General features: G+C 74.0%; 15 protein-coding genes. 7 read left to right on the plus strand and 8 right to left on the minus strand.

Annotation, left to right across the window (positions count from 1 at the left end; genetic code table 11):
* Positions 1-11: 11 nt before the first annotated feature.
* Complete coding sequence (locus ACH4EB_RS24830) at positions 12-758, plus strand: Clp protease N-terminal domain-containing protein (protein WP_398349817.1); 747 nt, start codon at positions 12-14, stop codon at positions 756-758.
* 88 nt (positions 759-846) lie between these two features.
* Here the strand turns inward: ACH4EB_RS24830 and ACH4EB_RS24835 are convergent, their stop codons facing one another.
* Genes ACH4EB_RS24835 through ACH4EB_RS24845 form a run of 3 tightly spaced genes read right to left on the minus strand, consistent with a single transcriptional unit; the run spans position 847 to position 2533 of the window.
* Positions 847-1590: an isocitrate lyase/phosphoenolpyruvate mutase family protein gene (locus ACH4EB_RS24835; protein WP_398349818.1), complete on the minus strand. Its 744-nt coding sequence runs from the start codon at positions 1588-1590 to the stop codon at positions 847-849.
* Positions 1587-2051 (minus strand): carboxymuconolactone decarboxylase family protein, encoded by a 465-nt coding sequence (locus tag ACH4EB_RS24840; RefSeq protein WP_398349819.1) that lies wholly within the window; start codon positions 2049-2051, stop codon positions 1587-1589. The genes ACH4EB_RS24835 and ACH4EB_RS24840 overlap by 4 nt, the downstream gene beginning before the upstream one ends.
* The gene (locus ACH4EB_RS24845) at positions 2051-2533 is read right to left on the minus strand and encodes a carboxymuconolactone decarboxylase family protein (RefSeq protein ID WP_398349820.1); all 483 of its coding nucleotides are present in this window, start codon (positions 2531-2533) and stop codon (positions 2051-2053) included. Before ACH4EB_RS24845 ends, ACH4EB_RS24840 begins: the two co-directional genes overlap by 1 nt.
* Positions 2534-2580: 47 nt before the next feature.
* Between ACH4EB_RS24845 and ACH4EB_RS24850 the strand changes: the two genes are divergently transcribed.
* Positions 2581-4029: a PLP-dependent aminotransferase family protein gene (locus tag ACH4EB_RS24850; protein WP_398349821.1), complete on the plus strand. Its 1449-nt coding sequence runs from the start codon at positions 2581-2583 to the stop codon at positions 4027-4029.
* Here ACH4EB_RS24850 and ACH4EB_RS24855 read toward each other — a convergent pair.
* Positions 4003-4992 (minus strand): hypothetical protein, encoded by a 990-nt coding sequence (locus tag ACH4EB_RS24855; RefSeq protein WP_398349943.1) that lies wholly within the window; start codon positions 4990-4992, stop codon positions 4003-4005. The two genes, ACH4EB_RS24850 and ACH4EB_RS24855, sit on opposite strands and share 27 nt — an antisense overlap.
* 125 nt (positions 4993-5117) lie before the next feature.
* Between ACH4EB_RS24855 and ACH4EB_RS24860 the strand changes: the two genes are divergently transcribed.
* Together ACH4EB_RS24860 and ACH4EB_RS24865 are read left to right on the plus strand one after the other, a co-directional pair.
* Positions 5118-5510 carry a hypothetical protein gene (locus ACH4EB_RS24860; RefSeq protein ID WP_398349823.1) on the plus strand — a complete coding sequence of 131 codons (393 nt, stop codon included), beginning with the start codon at positions 5118-5120 and terminating at the stop codon, positions 5508-5510.
* 67 nt (positions 5511-5577) lie between these two features.
* On the plus strand, positions 5578-6762 hold the full coding sequence (locus ACH4EB_RS24865; RefSeq protein WP_398349825.1) for a glutathionylspermidine synthase family protein: 1185 nt from the start codon (positions 5578-5580) through the stop codon (positions 6760-6762).
* A 78-nt stretch (positions 6763-6840) separates the two neighbouring features.
* On the opposite strand, the gene rocD is transcribed toward ACH4EB_RS24865, so the two are convergent.
* Complete coding sequence (rocD, locus tag ACH4EB_RS24870; RefSeq protein ID WP_398349827.1) at positions 6841-8058, minus strand: ornithine--oxo-acid transaminase; 1218 nt, start codon at positions 8056-8058, stop codon at positions 6841-6843.
* A 249-nt stretch (positions 8059-8307) separates the two neighbouring features.
* Between rocD and glyA the strand changes: the two genes are divergently transcribed.
* Entirely contained in the window at positions 8308-9585 is a 1278-nt protein-coding gene (gene glyA, locus ACH4EB_RS24875; protein ID WP_398349829.1) for a serine hydroxymethyltransferase, read from the plus strand.
* Between the two features lie 73 nt (positions 9586-9658).
* On the opposite strand, the gene ACH4EB_RS24880 is transcribed toward glyA, so the two are convergent.
* Positions 9659-11011 (minus strand): cytochrome P450, encoded by a 1353-nt coding sequence (locus tag ACH4EB_RS24880; RefSeq protein ID WP_398349830.1) that lies wholly within the window; start codon positions 11009-11011, stop codon positions 9659-9661.
* 236 nt (positions 11012-11247) lie between these two features.
* On the opposite strand from ACH4EB_RS24880, the gene trpS reads away from it, so the two are divergent.
* Complete coding sequence (gene trpS / locus ACH4EB_RS24885; protein WP_398349831.1) at positions 11248-12261, plus strand: tryptophan--tRNA ligase; 1014 nt, start codon at positions 11248-11250, stop codon at positions 12259-12261.
* 151 nt (positions 12262-12412) lie between these two features.
* On the plus strand, positions 12413-12994 hold the full coding sequence (locus ACH4EB_RS24890; protein ID WP_398349832.1) for a 2'-5' RNA ligase family protein: 582 nt from the start codon (positions 12413-12415) through the stop codon (positions 12992-12994).
* A 43-nt stretch (positions 12995-13037) separates the two neighbouring features.
* On the opposite strand, the gene ACH4EB_RS24895 is transcribed toward ACH4EB_RS24890, so the two are convergent.
* Both ACH4EB_RS24895 and ACH4EB_RS24900 read right to left on the minus strand, forming a co-directional pair.
* A complete protein-coding gene (locus ACH4EB_RS24895; protein WP_398349833.1) occupies positions 13038-13793 on the minus strand; it encodes a decaprenylphospho-beta-D-erythro-pentofuranosid-2-ulose 2-reductase in 756 nt (251 codons plus the stop codon).
* Positions 13794-13910: 117 nt separating this feature from the next.
* On the minus strand, positions 13911-15281 hold the full coding sequence (locus ACH4EB_RS24900; protein WP_398349835.1) for an FAD-binding protein: 1371 nt from the start codon (positions 15279-15281) through the stop codon (positions 13911-13913).
* Positions 15282-15434 lie beyond the last annotated feature (153 nt).

Below are 15434 nucleotides of genomic sequence, written 5' to 3' on the forward strand. Positions count from 1 at the left end.
ACGGTTGACGCATGACGGAACCCATCCGCAGCACCCCGGCGATCCGCCTCGACGACCTGATCGAGGCCATCAAGAAGGTCCACACCGACGCGCTGGACCAGCTCACCGACGCGGTACTCGCCGCCGACCACCTCGGCGAGGTCGCCGACCACCTGATCGGCCACTTCGTGGACCAGGCCCGGCGCTCGGGCGCCTCCTGGACGGAGATCGGCAAGAGCATGGGCGTCACCAAGCAGGCGGCGCAGAAGCGGTTCGTGCCCAAGACGCCCGGTGAGGCGTCGGACCTCGACCCCAGCCAGGGGTTCAGCCGGTACACCGACCGAGCCCGCAACGTGGTGGTGGCGTCGCAGAACGAGGCCCGCGCGGCCGGCAACGTCGAGATCGGCACCCTGCATCTGCTGCTCGGGCTGCTGGCCGACCCGGACGGCCTCGCGGCGCGGGCGATCGTGGCGCAGGGCGTCACCCTGGACTCCGTACGGCAGCGCGCGGCCGAGGCGCTGCCGGACGCGGCGCCCGGGGAGCAGCCCGCCCTGATCCCGTTCGACGCGCAGGCGAAGAAGGCGCTGGAACTCACCTTCCGCGAGGCCCTGCGCCTGGGCCACAACTACGTCGGCACCGAGCACATCCTGCTCGCGCTGCTGGAACTGGAGGACGGCACGGGCGTGCTGCACGGCCTCGGCCTCACCAAGGCGGCTTCCGAGGCCGACATCACCGCGACCCTGGCCGCGATCGTCGCGGAACGGGAGGCGCAGAAGTGACCGCGCGGGGGGCGGTGGCGTACGCCGTCACCACCCCCGCCCGGCTCCGGCCCGTACGCCGGGTCAGCCGGTACGGGCCCACGGCACGTCAGCCGGTACGGAGCGCCTGAGCCGTGGCCCGTACCGAGTCCATCGCCTGCCGGTGCAGTCCGCCGCCGAAGGTGACCCGGGACGCGCCCGCCGCACCCAGTTCGCGTGGGGACGGGCCGCCCGGTACGGCGAGGGCGTTGACGGGCAGCCCGATACGGTCCGCCAGTTCCCGCAGGACCTCCGGCGGTGCGAGGATCGGGTAGACGCAGTCCGCGCCGGCGGCGGCGTACCGCAGGCCGCGCCGTACCGCCTCCGCCACCTGCGCCGCCCGGTCCGTGCCACCGCCCGCGCCGCGCAGGAACACGTCGGTCCGGGCGTTGACCACCAGGTCGTCACCCGCCACGGCCCGGATCTCCGCCAGCCGGTCCGCCTGCCGCTCCACGTCGGTGAGCGCCCCGGTGCCGCTGTCGCCGTCCTCGATGTTGCAGCCCACCGCACCCGTCGCGGCGATACGTTCCACCAGCTCCCGCGCGGGCAGCCCGTACCCGGCCTCCAGGTCCGCCGTCACCGGCACGTCCACGGCCCGTACGATCCGGGCCACCGCCGCGAACATCTCGTCCGGCGGTGTGCTCCCGTCCGCGTGGCCCAGCGACGCCGCGACCCCCGCGCTCGGCGTCGCCAGGGCCGGGAAGCCGGCATCCGCGAAGATCCGCGCGCTCTCCGCGTCCCACGGGCCGGGCAGGACGAGCGGGTCGTCCGCGGCCCGGCCGTGGTGGAGGGCGCGCAGCGCCGCAGCCGTCACGACAGGCTGCCGATGGGCTGGCGGACCGCGACGTTGATGCGGTTCCACATGTTGATCGTGGTGATCAGGGCGATCAGGTGGGCCAGTTCGGCCTCGTCGAAGTGGGCGGCGGCGCGCTCGTACACCGCGTCCGGTACGAAGCCGTCGGTCAGGACGGTGACGGCCTCGGTGAGGGCGAGGGCGGCCTGCTCCCTGGCGGTGTAGTGCCCGGTGGCCTCCTCCCAGGCGTCGAGGAGGTGAATGCGCTCCTCGGACACTCCGGCCCGCTGCGCGTCCTTGACGTGCATGTCGATGCAGAAGGCGCAGTGGTTGATCTGCGAGGCGCGGATCAGCACCAGTTCGGCCAGGGCGAGGTCGCCCAGGCCCTTCTTCGCGGCGATGTGCGCGGCCAGCAGGGGCTGGTAGATCCCCGGGGCGAGCTGGTGGAAGTCGAGCCGGGCGGAGCCGTCGGCGGCCGTCATCACGCCTGCCCCGGGGTCATACGGGTGGTCACGCCGAAGCGGTTCCACGCGTTGATCGTGGTGATCAGGGCGATGAGCTGGGCCAGTTCCGCCTCGTCGAAGTGGGCCGCGGCGCGCTCGTACACCGCGTCCGGTACGAAACCGTCGGTCAGGACGGTGACGGCCTCGGTCAGGGCGAGGGCGGCCTGCTCCTTCCCGGTGTAGTGGGCGCCGGCCTCCTCCCAGGCGTTGAGGAGGTACACCCGCTCCTCGGTCTCGCCCTCCTTGCGGGCTTCCTTGACGTGCATGTCGATGCAGAAGGCGCAGTGGTTGATCTGCGAGGCGCGGATCTTCACCAGGTGGACCAGCGCCGGGTCCAGGCCCTTCTTGGCGGCCGCGTCGAGCGCGACCATCGCCCGGTAGACCTCGGGCGCGTTGCGGGCGATGGCGATGCGTGGCCGGTGGTGCTGGTGCTGCTGCTGTGGGCTTTCGTTCGTCGTCATGGCTGCGACGCTACGCCGCCATTGGCGCACGGGTATGGTCCATTCGTATGGACGATTCCTGGGCCACTTTCGGCCGCGACCTGCATCTGGACCTCGCCGGTCCCGGGGGACTGCGCGCCTCCCTGATGCGGGCCCTGCGCGAAGCCGTCGGTACGGGCCGCCTGGCGCCCGGCACCCGCCTGCCGTCCTCCCGCTCGCTCGCCGTGGACCTCGGCATCGCCCGGAACACCGTCGCCGACGCGTACGCCGAGCTGGTCGCCGAGGGCTGGCTCAGTGCCCGGCAGGGCTCCGGCACCCGCGTGGCCCGCCGCACCGGACCGTCCCGCACCGCAGCTCCCCGCTCCGCACCGGCCGCCCGGCGCGCCGCCCCGGCCCGGGTGCCCGACCGCCCGCGCTACGACCTGCGGCCCGGCACCCCGGACGTCTCCGGCTTCCCCCGCACCGCCTGGCTCGCGGCCGCCCGCCGCGCGCTCACCACCGCCCCCAACGACGCGTTCGGCTACGGCCCGCCGCTCGGCCGCCCGGAACTGCGCACCGTGCTCGCCGACTACCTGGCCCGCGCCCGCGGCGTACGGACCGACCCCGAGAACGTCGTCGTCTGCACCGGATTCATGCAGGGCCTCGGCCTGCTCGCCCGCGCCCTGCGGGCCTCGGGCGTCCGGGAGATCGGCACCGAGGCGTACGGCCTGTACTTCCACCGCGACGTGCTGGCCCGCGCCGGCCTGCGGGTCAGCCCGCTCCCGGTCGACGGGCACGGAGCGGACACCGGGCGGCTGGCGGACCTGCCCGGCGTACGGGCGGCGCTCCTCACCCCGGCGCACCAGTTCCCCACCGGCGTGCCGCTGCACCCCGACCGCCGCGCCGCCGTCGTCGACTGGGCGCGCTCCAGTGGCGGCCTGGTGCTGGAGGACGACTACGACGGCGAGTTCCGGTACGACCGGCAGCCGGTGGGCGCCCTGCAAGGACTGGACCCCGAACGTGTCGCCTACCTCGGCACCGCCAGCAAGAGCCTCGCCCCCGCGCTGCGGCTGGCCTGGATGGTGCTCCCGGACCACCTCGTCGACCCCGTGCTCGCCCTCAAGAAGACGGGGGAGTGGCAGACCGCCGCGCTGGAACAGCTCACCCTCGCCGAGTTCCTGGCCTCCGGCGCGTACGACCGGCACGTCCGCGGCATGCGGCTGCGCTACCGGCGCCGCCGCGACCAGCTCGTCGACGCGCTGGCCGAACAGGCGCCGCACATCCGGGTCAGCGGCATCGCGGCGGGCCTGCACGTCGTCCTCGAACTGCCGCCCGGCACCGAGCAGTCCGTCGTCCAGGCCGCCCGCTGGCAGGGCCTCGCCCTGGAAGGGCTGGCCCGCTTCGCGCACCCCACGCCCTCGGAGGCGGGCGGCGCGGCGCCGCGTGACGCCCTGGTCGTGACGTACGGCAGGCCGCCCGACCACGCCTTCTCCGGGGCCCTGGAAGCGCTGCTACGGGTCCTGCCGCCCGCGCTGTAGCCCGCTGGGGGCCGGGCGTCCGGCCGGGTCGGCCGTCTCTCGGGTGCTGGTGGCGGGCTCCCCAGCCTTGTTGGCGGGTGCCGCCGCATCTGACGCTTCCGCCGTCACCGGCGCCTCCACCACCCCCTGCACCCCCACCCCCACCCCCTCCGCCGCCTCGCCGAAGCGGGCCAGCGCGAGGGCGCCCAGCACCGCCAGTGCGAACCCGGCGAAGCCGAGGGGCGCCAGTCCGGCGCGCGTCCGGTCGCCGAGCCAGACCACGCCGACCAGCGCCGGTCCGAGCGTCTCGCCGATCACCATGCCCGCCGTGGCCGCCGTCACCGAGCCGCGCTGGAGGGCGGAGGTCAGCAGCAGGAAGGCCGCGCCACCGCCGACGAGCAGGGCGTACGTGGCGGGGTTGGACACGAGTGACGCCGGTGACAGGCCGGGGATCAGGCGGACGGCGACCTCCACGACGCCGAAGCCGAACCCGGCGCCGAGCCCCAGCGCCGCGGCCCGCGCCCGGTCGGGCAGCCGCCCGGCGAGCGCGCCCCACGCCAGGATCGCCAGCGCGACGGCCAGCACCCCGAAGCGCAGCGCGGTGGATCCCGTGTCCGTCCCCTCCGCGCCCGAGGCCAGCCCGAGCAGGGCCAGCCCGCCGCAGACCACCAGTACGGCCGTCCACTCCGCCCGGCTGAGCCGTACCCGCAGCAGCGGCACGGCGACGACCGCGGTCACGGCGAGGCTGGCGGCGAGGGCCGCGCCCACCGCGTAGATCGGCAGCGAGCGCAGCGCCACCAGTTCGAGGAGGAAGCCGCAGCCGTCCAGGGCGAGGCCGACCAGATAGCGCCACTGGCGCAGGACGCGCAGCAGCAGCCTGGGGTCCACACCGGAGCCGGTCCCGGACGCGGTGGCGCGGGCCGCCACCGCCTGGAGGACCGACGCCGTGCCGAAGCAGACCGCCGAACCGAGCGCACAGATCATCCCAAGCAGCACACATCGACTGTAGGCGCGGTGCCCGCCACGGGCCCGTTACGGCCTGCCGGGCCGTGGCCTTTAGTCTGAACCGGCCGAAAACAGTTGCCACAGATGTACGGGGGACGGCAGGGATGGCAGAGCACACGAAGGCGCGGCGGAGGCTGCGGTCGAGCACGGTGATCCTGGGCGGCATGGGGGCGCTGGCGGCAGCGCTCACCTCCTGCGGCTCGGAACCGGACAAGCGCTGCGTCGACCGCAACAGCTACGACGCGGTCAAGGGCTACCGGGTCATCGACTCCAAGTCCTGCGGATCCAACAGCGGGTCCAGCGGCTCCAGCGGTACGGGCGGCACCGGATCGTCGTACGGCAAGAACAAGGGCACCGCCGGGCGCGCGCAGAAGACCGACGGCCAGTGGTACTACGGCTCCGACGTCAACGGCCGCTACGCCGACTCCGGGACGTTCAGCAAGAGCACGGCCGTCAACCGCGGCGGTTTCGGCTGCTCCGGCTCCAGCGGCGGGTGACGGCGGTGCGAGAGCTGACGGCACCGCAGCGGGCGGGGGCCCGGCCGTGGACCGGGAGGACCTCCTCGTGAAGCGGCACACCGCACGGCCACGCCCCGGCTGGCAGCAGACCGTCGAGGCGCAGGGCCTGATCTATCCGCTGACCCGCTACCCGGACGACTCGCTGCGCCCGTACTGGGACGAGAGCGCGTACTACTCCTTCTCGCTGCCCGAAATCGAGGCGCTGGAGGCGGTCGTCGAGGAACTGCACGCCATGTGCCTGGCCGCCGCCGCACACATCGTCGAACACCGGCGCTTCGCCGACCTCGGCATCGACGACCCCCGGCTGGCGGACCTGGTCGCCGAGTCCTGGCGCCGGCGCGCCGAACTGCCCACCCTCTACGGGCGGTTCGACCTGCGCCACGACGGCACCGGGCCCGCCAAGATGCTGGAGTACAACGCGGACACGCCGACCTCGCTGGTCGAGGCGGCGGGCCCGCAGTGGTTCTGGATGGAGGAACGGTTCCCCGGCGCCGACCAGTGGAACTCGCTGCACGAACGGCTGGTCGAGGCGTGGCGCAAGCAGGCGAAACTGCTGCCGCCCGGCGCGCCGGTGCACTTCGCGCACTCGGCCGGTGACGAACTGGGCGAGGACCTGATGACCGTCGCCTACCTGGAGGAGACGGCGCGCCAGGCCGGGCTGGAGACGGTGGCGATCCCGGTCGAGGAGATCGGCTGGGACCACCTCTCCGGCCGCTTCGTCGACCAGCGGCTGCGCTTCATCCGGGCCTGCTTCAAGCTCTACCCGTGGGAGTGGCTGGCCACCGACGCCTTCGGACCGCATGTGCTCGACACCCTCGACAACGGCGGCGGCACCGGCAGCACCCTGTGGATCGAGCCCGCCTGGAAGATGCTGCTGTCCAACAAGGCGCTGCTGGCGATCCTGTGGGAGCTGTACCCGGGGCACCCGAACCTGCTGCCCGCCCACCTCGACGGGCCGCGCGAACTGGCGGCCGGACCCGGGTACGTGGCCAAGCCGCTGCTCGGCCGCGAGGGCGCCGGCGTCACCGTCCACGAGCCGGGCACGGCCCCCGTCGTACGCGACGAGCCGTGCTGCTACCAGGAGTTGGCCCCGCTGCCCGACTTCGACGGCAACCGGGTGGTACTCGGGGCGTGGGTCGTCGAGGACGAGGCGGCGGGGCTCGGCATCCGGGAGTCGGCGGGGCTGGTCACGGACGAGTACGCCCGCTTCGTGCCCCATGTGATCCTCTAGGCGCGCCGCGCGGCCGGTACGGGCGCGGTGCGCCCGCGTGGCGGGTGGCCCGGTACGGGCGCGCGGCGCGCCCCGCGCTCACCCGCCCAGCACCGCCCGCAACTGGTCCAGCGCCCAGTCCAGGTCCTCCTTGCCGACCACCAGCGGGGGCGCCAGCCGGATCGTGCTGCCGTGGGTGTCCTTGACCAGCACACCGCGCTCCAGCAGCCGCTCCGAGATCTCCCGGCCGGTCCCCAGGGCCGGGCTGATGTCGATCCCGGCCCACAGCCCGCGCCCGCGCACCGCGTCCACCGCGCCGCCGCCCACCAGCAGCCCCAGTTCGTGGTGGAGGTGCTCGCCCAGCTCGGTGGCGCGCTGCTGGTACTCGCCGGTCCGCAGCATCGCCAGCACCTCCAGCGCCACCGCGCAGGCGAGGGGGTTCCCGCCGAACGTCGAACCGTGCTCGCCCGGCCGGAACAGGCCCAGCACCTCACGGGAGGAGACCACCGCCGACACCGGCACGATGCCGCCGCCCAGCGCCTTGCCGAGCACGTACACGTCCGGCACCACGTCCTCGTGCTGACAGGCGAAGTCCCGGCCGGTGCGGCCCAGGCCGGACTGGATCTCGTCCGCGATGAACAGCACCCCGCGCTCGCGGGTCAGCCGCCGGACCCCCGGCAGATACCCGGCAGGCGGCATCAGCACGCCCGCCTCACCCTGGATCGGCTCGATCAGCACCGCCACGGTGTCCTCGTCCACCGCGTCCTCCAGCGCCGCCAGATCGCCGTACGGGACGATCTCGAAGCCCGGGGTGTACGGGCCGTAGTCGGCGCGCGCCTCCGGGTCGGTGGAGAAGGAGACGATGGTGGTCGTCCGCCCGTGGAAGTTGTTGTCCGCCACGATGATCTTCGCCCGGCCGTCCGGGACGCCCTTGACCTGATACCCCCACTTGCGGGCGGTCTTGACCGCCGTCTCGACGGCCTCCGCGCCGGTGTTCATCGGCAGCACCATCTCCTTGCCGCAGAACTCGGCGAGCTGCGCGCAGAAGTCGGCGAACCGGTCGTGGTGGAAGGCGCGCGAGGTCAGCGTCACCCGGTCGAGCTGCGCCTTGGCCGCCTCGATCAGGCGGCGGTTGCGGTGGCCGAAGTTGAGCGCCGAGTACCCGGCGAGCATGTCCAGGTAGCGCTTGCCCGCCACGTCCGTCACCCAGGCCCCCTCGGCGGAGGCCACGACGACGGGAAGCGGGTGGTAGTTGTGCGCGCTGTGGGCTTCGGCGACGGCGATGCTGCGTTCCGTGGACGTCGTGGGGGTCACCATTGACTCCGTTCGGTATGCGGGCGATCCCGGGCGAGAAAATCCCGTTGAGCGGACGGTATGCGAAGAAAGGTCACGCCGCACACCCCCCGTTAGACTGGCCTCGCGCACCGCGACTGGCGCACGGGGAAGCGACCCCGGGGGAGCGGCGCGCGGCCGTCGCAAGGCGGCCCACCACGAGGTGTCGCCTGCCTGGGCACCCGGGGAGCACGAACGGAACGAAGCCTGTCACCGATCGCCCCGGAGGACCCCATGAGCCGTCCCCTGCCCCATCCCGCGCTCCGCGCCGCCGACCCCGAACTGGCCGCCCTGGTCGGTGCCGAGGAGCGCCTCCAGGCCGAGACGCTGCGCCTGATCCCCTCCGAGAACTACGTCTCCGGCGCAGTCCTCGAAGCCACCGGCACCGTCCTGCAGAACAAGTACAGCGAGGGATACGCCGGCCGTCGCTACTACGAAGGCCAGCAGAACATCGACCGCGTCGAGCGGCTGGCGGCCGACCGCGCCAAGGCGGTCTTCGGCGTCGAGCACGCCAACGTCCAGCCGTACTCCGGCTCGCCCGCCAACCTCGCCGTCTACCTCGCCTTCGCCGAGCCCGGCGACACGGTGATGGGCATGGCGCTGCCGATGGGCGGCCACCTCACGCACGGCTGGGGCGTGTCGGCCACCGGCCGGTGGTTCCGCGGCGTCCAGTACGGCGTACGGGCCGACACCGCCCGTATCGACTTCGACGAGGTGCGCGACCTGGCCCGCAAGGAGCGCCCGAAGCTGATCTTCTGCGGCGGTACGGCCGTGCCGCGCACCATCGACTTCGCCGCCTTCGCCGAGATCGCCCGCGAGGTCGACGCCGTCCTGGTCGCCGACATCGCGCACATCGCCGGGCTGGTCGCGGGCGGCGCGCACCCCTCACCGGTGCCGCACGCCGACGTCATCTCCACCACCACCCACAAGACGCTGCGCGGCCCGCGCGGTGCCATGCTGATGTCCCGCGAGCGGTACGCGAAGCCCCTCGACAAGGCCGTCTTCCCCGGCCTCCAGGGCGGCCCGCACAACCACACCACCGCCGCCGTCGCGGTCGCCCTCCACGAGGCCGCGCAGCCGTCCTTCCGCGCCTACGCGCACGCCGTCGTCGCCAACGCCAAGGCCCTCGCCGAACAGCTCCTGGCCCGCGGCTTCGACCTGGTCTCCGGCGGTACGGACAACCACCTGATCCTGATGGACCTCACCCCCAAGGAGGTGCCCGGCAAGGTCGCCGCCAAGGCCCTGGACCGGGCCGGGATCGTCGTCAACCACAACACCGTCCCGTTCGACACCCGCAAGCCGTTCGACCCGTCCGGCATCCGCATCGGCACCCCGTCGCTGACCTCGCGCGGCCTGGGCACCGAGCACATGCCGCAGGTGGCCGACTGGATCACCCGGGGTGTCACGGCCGCGGGCACGGGCGACGAGGACGCGCTCGCGACGATCCGCGCCGAGGTGGCCGAGCTGATGAGCGCCTACCCGGCGCCGGGGCTGGTCGCCGCCCCGTCCTGACCGGCCGGCCGGGGCGGGCCGGCGCAGGCCAGGCGGTCGCTGGTCAGGCGGCTGCCGGTCAGGCGGCTGCCGGTCAGGCCAGGAGATCCACCGGTCCGCCCCGGTCCGCCGGTCCGAGGTCCCGGCCCAGCCGTACCGGAAGTTCCGTGACGCTGTTGCCCACGAACGTGGGCAGTGGCCGCAGGTCCGCCTCCGGTACGGCCAGGGCCAGGTCGGGGAAGCGGGCGAACAGCGCCCGCAGCGCGACACCGGCCTCCAGACGGGCCAACGGCGCCCCCGGGCAGACGTGCGGACCGTGCCCGAAGGACAGATGCCGGACGGCGGGCCGCCGCGTCACGTCGAAGCGGTCCGCGTCCGGTCCGTACGCCTCCGGGTCGCGCCCGGCCGCCGCGTACGAGGCGAGCACCGGCGCTCCCCGGGGAAGCACCGTGCCGCCGACGTCCAGGTCCCGTACCGGATAGCGGAACGGGAAGTTGGCCACCGGGCTGTCGTGGCGCAGCGTCTCCTCGACCACGTCCGCCCAGTCCGCCCGCCCCGCGCGGACCAGGCCGAGCCGGCCGCGGTCCGCGCACAGCGCCCGTACCGCGTTGGTGATCAGGTTGAGGGTGGTCTCGTGCCCGGCGACGATCATCAGCAACAGGGTGCCGACCAGCTCCCGTTCGCTGAGCCGGCCGGCCGCCTCCGCGCGCGCCGCGATCAGCGCGCTGGTCAGGTCGTCGCCCGGATCGGCACGGCGGGCCGCCACCACGTCCCCGAGGACCGCGAGCAGCTCCCGGTTGGCCGCCAGTGCCGCCTCCGGGCCGATGACGGTGCTCACGACCAGGCCGGACAGCTCGTGCAGCCGGTCCCGGAACCCCTCGTCCACGCCGAGCAGTTCGCAGATCACCCGCATGGGCAGCGGATAGGCGAAGGCGCGTCGGAGGTCGACCGTGCCGCCGCCCGCCGCGGCCCGGGCGGGCAGCGCGTCGAGCAGCCCGGCGGTCAGCCGCTCCACCCGCGGCCGCAGCGCCGCCACCCGCCGGGGCGTGAGCGCCTTGGCGACCGGCTCCCGCAGCCGCCGGTGGTCCGCGCCGTCGGCCGTGGTCATCCCGTCCACGGTGGCGAAGGTGGCGAGCGGCCAGCCGGGCGGGATGCGGCCCTCGCGCAGCGCGGCGAAGTGGCAGGCGTTCTTGGCCACTTCCGGGTGGGTGAGGAAGTCGCGCAGGGCGTGGTGGCGGGTGACCGCGTAGCCGAGGAGCCCACCGGGCAGCAGCACCGGCGTGGCGGCCCCGCGGGCCCGCAGTCGTCCGGCGACCTCGTGCTGACCGGCTCCGGCCGGGTCGAGGGGGTACGGGGCCGGTCCGGGGCCCGGCGCGGGGGGCGGGTCGGCGGGGCGTGCGGCGTCCGAAGGTGCCGTACCGGACGGAGAGGCGTCGGCTTCGGTCATGCGTCCACCGTTCCAGCCCCGGCCCGCCGGTACCAGGGCGCGTACGGGCCCGGCACCGCCCCGTCCCCGTACGCGGCCGCCCGGCACCGCCCGCCGCCGTTCCGGGCGTACGTACCCGGCTGCCCCTTTCGCCCCGGCTCGCGGCCCCCGCGTACGCCCGGCCCGTCACCCCCCGTGCCCCCACCGCTGCCCGGCCGCGCGCCGGTCCCGTCCGCGGACCTGAGACAATGAGTGCCATGGCCTTCGATCGTCCGCGTGTGCTCTCCGGCATCCAGCCCACCGCCGGCTCCTTCCACCTCGGCAACTACCTCGGCGCCGTCCGCCAGTGGGTCGCGCTGCAGGAGTCCCACGACGCCTTCTACATGGTGGTGGACCTGCACGCGATCACCGTGCCGCAGGACCCGGTGGTACTGCGCGCGAACACCCGGCTGGCCGCCGCCCAGCTCCTGGCCGCCGGCCTCGACCCGGAGCGCTGCACCCTCTTCATCCAGAGCCACGTCCCCGAGCACACCCAGCTCGCCTGGATCATGAACTGCCTGACCGGCTTCGGCGAGGCCGGCCGGATGACGCAGTTCAAGGACAAGTCCGCCAAGCAGGGGGCCGACCGCACCAGCGTCGGCCTGTTCACGTACCCGATCCTGCAGATCGCCGACATCCTGCTCTACCAGGCCAACCAGGTCCCGGTGGGCGAGGACCAGCGCCAGCACATCGAGCTGACCCGCGACCTCGCCGAGCGTTTCAACGGCCGCTACGGCGACACCTTCACCGTCCCGGCGCCGTACATCCTCAAGGAGACCGGCAAGGTCTACGACCTCCAGGACCCGTCGGTCAAGATGAGCAAGTCGGCCTCGTCGGTCAAGGGCATCATCAACCTCCTGGACGAGCCCAAGGTCTCCGCCAAGAAGATCAAGAGCGCGGTCACGGATACCGACACGGTGATCCGCTACGACGCCGGGGCGAAGCCGGGCGTCTCCAACCTGCTGACGATCCACTCCACGCTCACCGGCGAGTCCATCGCCGACCTGGAGAAGAAGTACGAGGGCAAGATGTACGGCGCCCTCAAGACCGACCTCGCGGAGATCATGGTCGACTTCGTCACACCCTTCCGGGACCGTACGCAGGAATACCTCGACGACCCCGAGACGCTGGACTCGATCCTGGCCAAGGGCGCCGAGAAGGCCCGCGCGGTCGCCGCCGAGACGCTGGCCTCGGCGTACGAACGGATCGGGTTCCTGCCCGCCAAGCACTGACCGGCCGGGCCGGGGCCCGCCGCGCCCCGGCCCGCCGCCGTACAGGGCCGTCGGACCCGGGTACGGCGGGACCAAGGACGGTCGCCGCGGGGACGGCCCACCCGGCACACTGGCACCCGGGGCCGACGACAGCTTCAGGAGGGAGAACGCAGTGGGGACCGTAACGCTCGGCGTTTCGATCGCGGTCCCGGAGCCGTACGGCAGCTTCCTCCAGGAGCAGCGCGCAAGCTTCGGCGACCCTCACGCACACGGCATCCCCACGCACATCACCCTCCTGCCGCCCACGGAGGTCCGCGCGGAGGACCTGCCCGCCATCGAGGAGCACCTCGCCGAGGTCGCCGCGGGCTTCGGGCCCTTCCGGCTCCGTCTGGACGGCACGGACAGCTTCCGGCCGTTGTCCCCGGTGGTTTTCGTCAAGCTGGCCGAGGGCGAGGCGGAGTGCACCGTGCTCCAGGAGCGGGTACGCGCCGCGTCCGGGCCCTGCGCCCGCGAACTGCAGTTCCCCTACCACCCGCATGTGACCGTCGCGCACGGCATCTCCGAGGCGGCCATGGACCGGGCCTTCGTGGCGCTGAAGGACTTCGAGGCCGCCTGGACGACCGGCGGGTTCGCGCTGTACGAGCAGGGGGAGGACGGCGTGTGGCGCCTGGAGCGCGAGTACCCGTTCGGCGCCCCCGCCTCCGGTGTGCCGCGCCAGGCCGACCTGTCGCGGCCGCCGACGCCGACCCGCTGAGCGGCGGTCCGGCCCGCCGGGTCCGGCCTTGCGCCCTGGGTCCTCACACCGGCAGCCGCCGGAAAATCGCCCGTGGCATATGCCGTAGGACGGCCATGACCGGCCGCAGCGCCCCCGGCACCCACACCACCTCGCTCCGCCGCCGCAGGCCCGTCTCGATCGCCGCGGCGACCGCTTCCGGCGTCGTGGCCAGCGGCGCGGGCTCCAGGCCCGCCGTCATCCGGGTCCGTACGAAACCGGGCCGCACCACCATCACGTGCACGCCCGTCCCGTACAGCGCGTCGCCCAGGCCCTGCATGAACGCGTCCAGCCCCGCCTTGCTGGAGCCGTAGACGAAATTCGAGCGCCGCGCCCGCTCAGCCGCCACCGAGGACAGCACCACCAGCGAGCCGTGCCCCTGGACACGCAGCGCCCGGGCACAGACCAGGCCCGCGGAGACGGCGCCGGTGTAGTTGGTCTGCGCGACCCGCACCGCGGCGGCCGGCTCCGCCTCCGCGCGCTCCTGATCGCCCAGGACACCAAAAGCCAGCAGCACCATGTCGATGTCGCCCTCGGCGAAGACCTTGCCGAGAGCCTCCTCGTGGGCGCCGGTGTCCAGCGCGTCGAACGGGACCGTACGGACCTCCGCGCCCAGCGCGCGCAACCGTCCGGCCGTCTCCTCCAGCGCGGGGGACGGGCGGCCCGCCAGCCAGACCGTACGGGCCCGGCGGGCGACCAGACGGCGGGCGGTGGCCAGGGCGATCCCGGACGTGCCGCCGAGGATCAGGAGGGACTGGGGTGAGCCGAAGGCGTCCTTCATGGGAAGTCCTTGGGGAGGAGGGGGAGGAGGGGGAGGACGGATGACCGGCGGCGCCGGGCCGGGCCGGGGGGCGTCGGGCGGGGGCGGGTCCCGAGGGTGCCGGGGGCGCCGGGCCGGTCACAGGGCCAGGCGCCGCGACAGGTCCGAGGTGAAGACCCCGCACGGATCGATACGCGCGCGCAGCTCGCGGAACTCCCGCGCGCGGGGATACATGACATCGACCAGCTCGGGCCGCAGCCGGGCGTCCTTGGCCAGGTACACCCGGCCGCCCGCCGCCGCCACCGCCTCGTCCAGCTCGTCGAGGAAGGCGCCGAGCCCGGGCAGCCCGGCCGGGATGTCCAGGGCCAGCGTCCAGCCCTCGGCGGGAAACGACAGCCACCCCGGACCGCCCGCCCCGAACCGTTTCAGCACGGCCAGGAACGATGGACAGCCCCGCGCCGCGATCCGCTCCACGACACGTCGCAGCGTCTCCTCGGCCCCCAGCCCGACCACGAACTGGTACTGCACGAAGCCCCCGCGCCCGTAGACCCGGTTCCAGTGCGGCACCCCGTCCAGCGGATGGAAGAACGCGGAGATCTTCTGTAGCTCACCGGTCCGGCGCCGGGGCGCCTTGCGGTACCAGAGCGCGTTGAACAGGCCGACGGACCGGCGTCCGAGCAGCCCGTCCGGCAGGCCACGGGGAGCGGGCGGCAGCCGCCCCGGCCGGAAGACCAGCGGCGCGCGCCGGGCGCGCGGCGGCAGGGCGGCCGGCGGGGCGTGGTCACCACGGGTCAGCACCGCGCGGCCGGTCGCCGCGCCGCGCGCGAGGAGGTCGACCCAGGCGACGGAGTAGCGGTAGCGGTGGTCGGTGGCGGACAGCCGCGCCAGCAGGTCGTCCAGGTCCGCCGCGCGTTCGGTGTCCACCGTCATCAACGACGTCCCTACGGGCACCAGGCCGACCGTCGCGGCCAGCACCACCCCGGTCAGCCCCATGCCGCCGGTGGTCGCGTCGAACAGGTCGGTGCCCGGCCGCACCGTCCGCACCGCGCCGTCCGCGGTGAGGAGATCGAAGGACCGGACGTGCCGGGTGAAGGAGCCGGCGACGTGGTGGTTCTTGCCGTGGATGTCCGCGCCGACCGCGCCGCCGACCGTCACGTACCGGGTGCCCGGCGTGACCGGCACGAACCAGCCCAGCGGCAGCAGCACCTCCATCAGCCGGTGCAGGCTGACCCCCGCGTCGCACTCCACGACGCCCGCCTCCGCGTCGATGCGGCGGATGCGGTCCAGCCCGGTCATGTCCCAGACCACGCCGCCCGCGTTCTGCGCCGCGTCCCCGTACGCGCGCCCGAGCCCGCGGGCGATGCCGCCGCGCGGCCCGCACCCCCGCACCGCCGCCGCGGCCTCGTCGTACGAGCCCGGGCGGACCAGCCGTGCGGTGGTGGGGGCGGTGCGGCCCCAGCCGGTGACGGACACGGTGCGAAAGCCGGCCGGGCCGGCGGACGACGCCATGTCAGCGACCGTAATGCGGCTCTTGCGCGGTTCGCAGCTTTCCGCACCGCCCCGCACGGCTCCCCGCACGAAAAGAGTGATTAATCGGGTGGATGGGCTAATCGGGACGACACGGCGCGCGGCGCCCCGGAGAGTCGGAGACGGAGCCCCCAA

The organism is Streptomyces sp. NPDC018045 (assembly GCF_044327445.1).
Classification (GTDB): domain Bacteria; phylum Actinomycetota; class Actinomycetes; order Streptomycetales; family Streptomycetaceae; genus Streptomyces.